General features: G+C 36.2%; 4 protein-coding genes. 1 reads left to right on the forward strand and 3 read right to left on the reverse strand.

From position 1 onward, the window contains the following. Positions 1-90: 90 nt before the first annotated feature. Both AC1DPQ_RS22030 and AC1DPQ_RS22035 read right to left on the reverse strand, forming a co-directional pair. Positions 91-861 carry an MbnP family protein gene (locus tag AC1DPQ_RS22030; RefSeq protein WP_477581759.1) on the reverse strand — a complete coding sequence of 257 codons (771 nt, stop codon included), beginning with the start codon at positions 859-861 and terminating at the stop codon, positions 91-93. A 107-nt stretch (positions 862-968) separates the two neighbouring features. Further along, a complete protein-coding gene (locus tag AC1DPQ_RS22035; protein WP_477610880.1) occupies positions 969-1,220 on the reverse strand; it encodes a hypothetical protein in 252 nt (83 codons plus the stop codon). A 280-nt stretch (positions 1,221-1,500) separates the two neighbouring features. On the opposite strand from AC1DPQ_RS22035, the gene AC1DPQ_RS22040 reads away from it, so the two are divergent. Beyond that, positions 1,501-2,286 carry a hypothetical protein gene (locus AC1DPQ_RS22040; protein ID WP_477581755.1) on the forward strand — a complete coding sequence of 262 codons (786 nt, stop codon included), beginning with the start codon at positions 1,501-1,503 and terminating at the stop codon, positions 2,284-2,286. 166 nt (positions 2,287-2,452) lie between these two features. On the opposite strand, the gene AC1DPQ_RS22045 is transcribed toward AC1DPQ_RS22040, so the two are convergent. Next, the gene (locus tag AC1DPQ_RS22045) at positions 2,453-4,180 is read right to left on the reverse strand and encodes a phospho-sugar mutase (RefSeq protein WP_477610881.1); all 1,728 of its coding nucleotides are present in this window, start codon (positions 4,178-4,180) and stop codon (positions 2,453-2,455) included. Positions 4,181-4,187: the final 7 nt, after the last annotated feature.

Genomic DNA, 4,187 nt, shown 5'->3' on the forward strand with positions numbered 1-4,187 from the left:
AGGCGTTACTTCATCTTCATTCTTGCTACAGGCATACATCAACGCAATGCTTAAAAAAAGCATTGCGAAGACGGTTGTTTTCCTTAACATTTAGTTGTGAATGTGATCTAAACGAAATAAGCCATTTGCATAGTTGTTGGCTACAATTACAGAATTTGCCCCACCCATGGTCATATTCAAAGTAGCGAAACTCACGTCGGTTTTACCTGTAAATAATGCAGCTGCATTTACCTTAAAGTGCATATTCGGTTTACCATCTGTTCTCACGCGAAGCGGGTTTGCCGCATTAATCTCCGTAGTAAAAGTTCTAATGGTATTGTTTGGGTCAATAACGCCACCAATGTGGAAGGTAATTGTATTTCCAGTTGCTGTTGATTGTGGTGAAGTTCCCTCTAGTTTAACGAATATGTAACCACTGTTCCAGGTCCAGAACATGCCGTTGGTCGGATCTAGGGCACCAGTTTGTGCTCCAGCAAAATTACGGGCATAATCTACGCCAATGGTGTATTCTATTTTGGTATAATCACCCGTTGGTACATCTTTTAGCGTAATGTTTGTCGATTCTGTCTTCGAAGCATCGATTAAGAAATAACTTTCCGGAATGAGATAAGTTGTACCATCGACTTTGCTTAATTTGATATTGCTTACGTAGTATTTAAATACATTGATCTTAAAATCTTCGCCTTTGGCATTTTTGTAAGTTGTAGTGTTTAAAACCAACGGACTTCCGTTTACCTGATTTTCGAATTCAATAGAGAAAGTAGATTTGGTATCTGCAGCAACTTCATCGGTATTTTTTTTGCAAGAAGATAATAATATAATAGGGCATAACAATGCCAAAAAGTATTGTGATAATTTCATTTTAAGAAAATTGGATAAGTAAAAAGTATTTTAAGAAATTTTAATACGGCCGTCATGCTGAATTTATTTCAGCATCTTATTGACAATAATAGACTGATCCCCAATTATCAGGACAATTCAGCCTCTGCAACCCTTTTCAGGTTTTCCTGAGCCTGTTTGTTTTTACCCTCAAGCTCTTTTAGTTTTTTAGCTAGGAAACATTGTCCATCACAGTGTAATTCTGGATGTTCTTTATTGATACAAAATACACTTGTGATGTATTCTTTGTTCATTTTATAACCAGAATAGATTACCAATTGCATGGCGCCGTTAGAAACGGTACACGTAATGATAAGATATATTAAGATTTTTTTGAACATGGGTATTGCGCTGCAAAAGTATTAAAGAAATTGGTTGCAGCAAAGAAAAAATAAGAAAGAGCAAGATTTTAAATATTAAAGTCAAACTTAAATGGTTACTTCTACATCGCGCCGAGGACGGCATTGCAGATCTTACCACATTGTAGCTCTCAAGCTCTAATATCATCAATGTAACCAGGAATCTGCATTGTAAGCAAAAATACCTCACATGTAGAAGTCTAATGGTAAATTTGATTTACAATCATATCTTACTATATTCGTACATCACTAAACGCTCTGTATGCTCCCAATTTACTATTATTCTGGTGCCACTTTACTTCTCATTCCCGTGGTTATTTTCTTAGTTAAATTGCTCCGGGATAGTATTACCGAAAAAGTGAAATTAAGCCTAAAACATGACTACGACGAAAGAATAGAGAAATTTAAAGATGATTTAACTTCGAACCAGACTATTCTAAACAATATTCTTTCTTCGAGCAGTTCAAGCTATCAAGCATATCAAGCTGAAAGGATAAAAGCTATAAAAAAATTCTGGGAAAATTATTTGCTTATAAGAGAGTCTATCTCCATGGTTCGATCATTGGATAGTTTTATTTTAAAGGAAGAATTTGGTGATCTTTACAATCCAAAGTGGAATGGAACTAACACAGTAGAGATTCAACTTCAATCAATAGATTTAAGCAGATTGAGTATATTAAGCAAATATCAAAATGATATTGAAAGTGTTAGACCTTACCTAAATGAATCAATATGGATCAAGACCTTATTTCTTGTTACATTTGTTGGTCGTATTCAGTATTTATACAAAATCGGAACTACCTCAAAAAGTGTTGAGCATTTTATGAACGATAAGGCATTGTTGAACCTTCTTAAAGATCATCTAAAGTCAGAGGAATTTAAATACATTAGTGGCTTGAAATTTAATATTATCAATTCTGTTCAATCTTTTGTTGAACAAACCATTTTATTTAATATACAAGAAATTTTAAAGGGTAGCGAACACACTGATAATACTTTCACGAAAGCTAAATCCCTTATTGATTTGATGTCGGTTCAAAAGAATTAATAATAGAAGACATTTTTTACATACTCAAAGCTTTTGACTCTTGTCTGGTCTTAGCGTCTCGCTAAGACTTTATTATTTGCCACGGAAACTTGAGAACACAAATAAATTGAAGAAAATAATGTCGTCATTCCGCTGCGCTTCAGTCGAGATGACGACACTAAGAAAACTATGCCTGCAAATCAGCCATTACTGCTTTGATTTTATCGCCAAGTTGTGCGTTAACCTTGTCAAAATCTTTTCTATCTGCTAAAGGAGCATTAACGCTGCAATAGAATTTAATTTTCGGTTCTGTTCCACTCGGGCGGGCTGAAACAATACTTCCATCTTCGGTAATAAACTGTAAAACATCTGAAATAGGATAATCCAGCTTAGTTACTTTTCCTGTTGCCAAATCAGTTTCCTGACTTAATTCGTAATCCTTTAGCACTGAAACTTTCGAACCGCCCAATGTTGCGGGAGGGTTTTCCCTAAATTTAACCATCATGGCTTTAATTTCTTCAGCACCTGATTTGCCTTTTTTGGTTAGCGAAACCAGATCTTCTTTGTAAAGACCATATTCAACATACATATCTAATAATGCATTGTATAAACTTGCACCCTTATCTTTATAATAAGCAGTCATTTCAGAGATAAAAGCCGCAGAAACCACAGCATCTTTATCACGTACTAAATCGCCGATTAAGTAACCGTAACTTTCTTCACCACCACCAATAAAGTATTTTTTACCTTCTAGTTCCGTCATTAACTGACCGATATATTTAAACCCAGTTAAGGTATTGTAGTAGGTTACATTTTTCTTTTTGGCAATTTCTTCGATCAGGTTRGAGGTTACAATGGTTTTCACAATAAACTGATTGCCATCTAATTTGCCGCTGTCTTGCCAAGCTGATAACAGGTAATTGATTAATAAACTGCCCGTTTGGTTACCGTTGAGCAATACCCATTCGCCATCATTATCTTTTACCGCAATACCTACACGGTCAGCATCAGGATCTGTAGCCAAAACTAAATCAGCATCAATTTCCTTTGCTTTGTTCATTGCTAAAGTCAATGCATCTTTTTCCTCCGGATTTGGATATACTACGGTAGGGAAATTTCCATCTGGCGTGCTTTGTTCTTCAACCAGGGTTACATTTGTAAAACCAAACTGAGCCAAAGCTTTTGGTACCAGGGTAATCCCAGTTCCGTGGATAGGAGAGTATACAATTTTTAAATCGTGCTGTCTTTTTATCGCTTCCGGAGAAATAGAAAGTGCAGTGATTCCGTCTAAATACAGTTTGTCTACATCTTCTCCAATGAGTTCGATATTCGCCTCAACACGGTCGAATTTAACTTCGTCGATACTTTTAATCTTATTTACTTCATCGATCACCAATTTATCATCAGGAGAAGTAAATTGACCACCATCTGCACCATAGGCCTTATACCCATTATATTCTTTAGGATTATGCGAGGCTGTTAGCATTACACCGCTTTTGCAACCAAAATGGCGCACAGCGAAAGAAAGTTCTGGAGTTGGTCTTAATGCAGAGAAGAAATAAACATGGATGCCGTTTGCAGAGAAAACATCTGCTGTAATTTTAGCAAAATAATCGGAGTTATTGCGACTGTCGTGGGCAATGGCCACCTTGATTTTTTCGTGAGGGTACTTGTTGTTTAAATAATTGGCCAATCCTTGTGTAGCCGTTCCAATAGTGTATTTGTTGATCCGGTTAGAACCCGCACCCATAATGCCACGTAGGCCACCAGTTCCAAATTCTAAACTTCTATAAAATGCATCTGTTAATTCGGTAGTTGCATCTTTATCCACAAGGGCCTGAATTTCTGCCTTGGTATTTTCATCATAATTTCCACTTAACCACTGATTAATTGTGGCTTGTGTTGATTGGTCAATTGCCTGC

Source organism: Pedobacter sp. 01T416_2, from assembly GCF_056398925.1.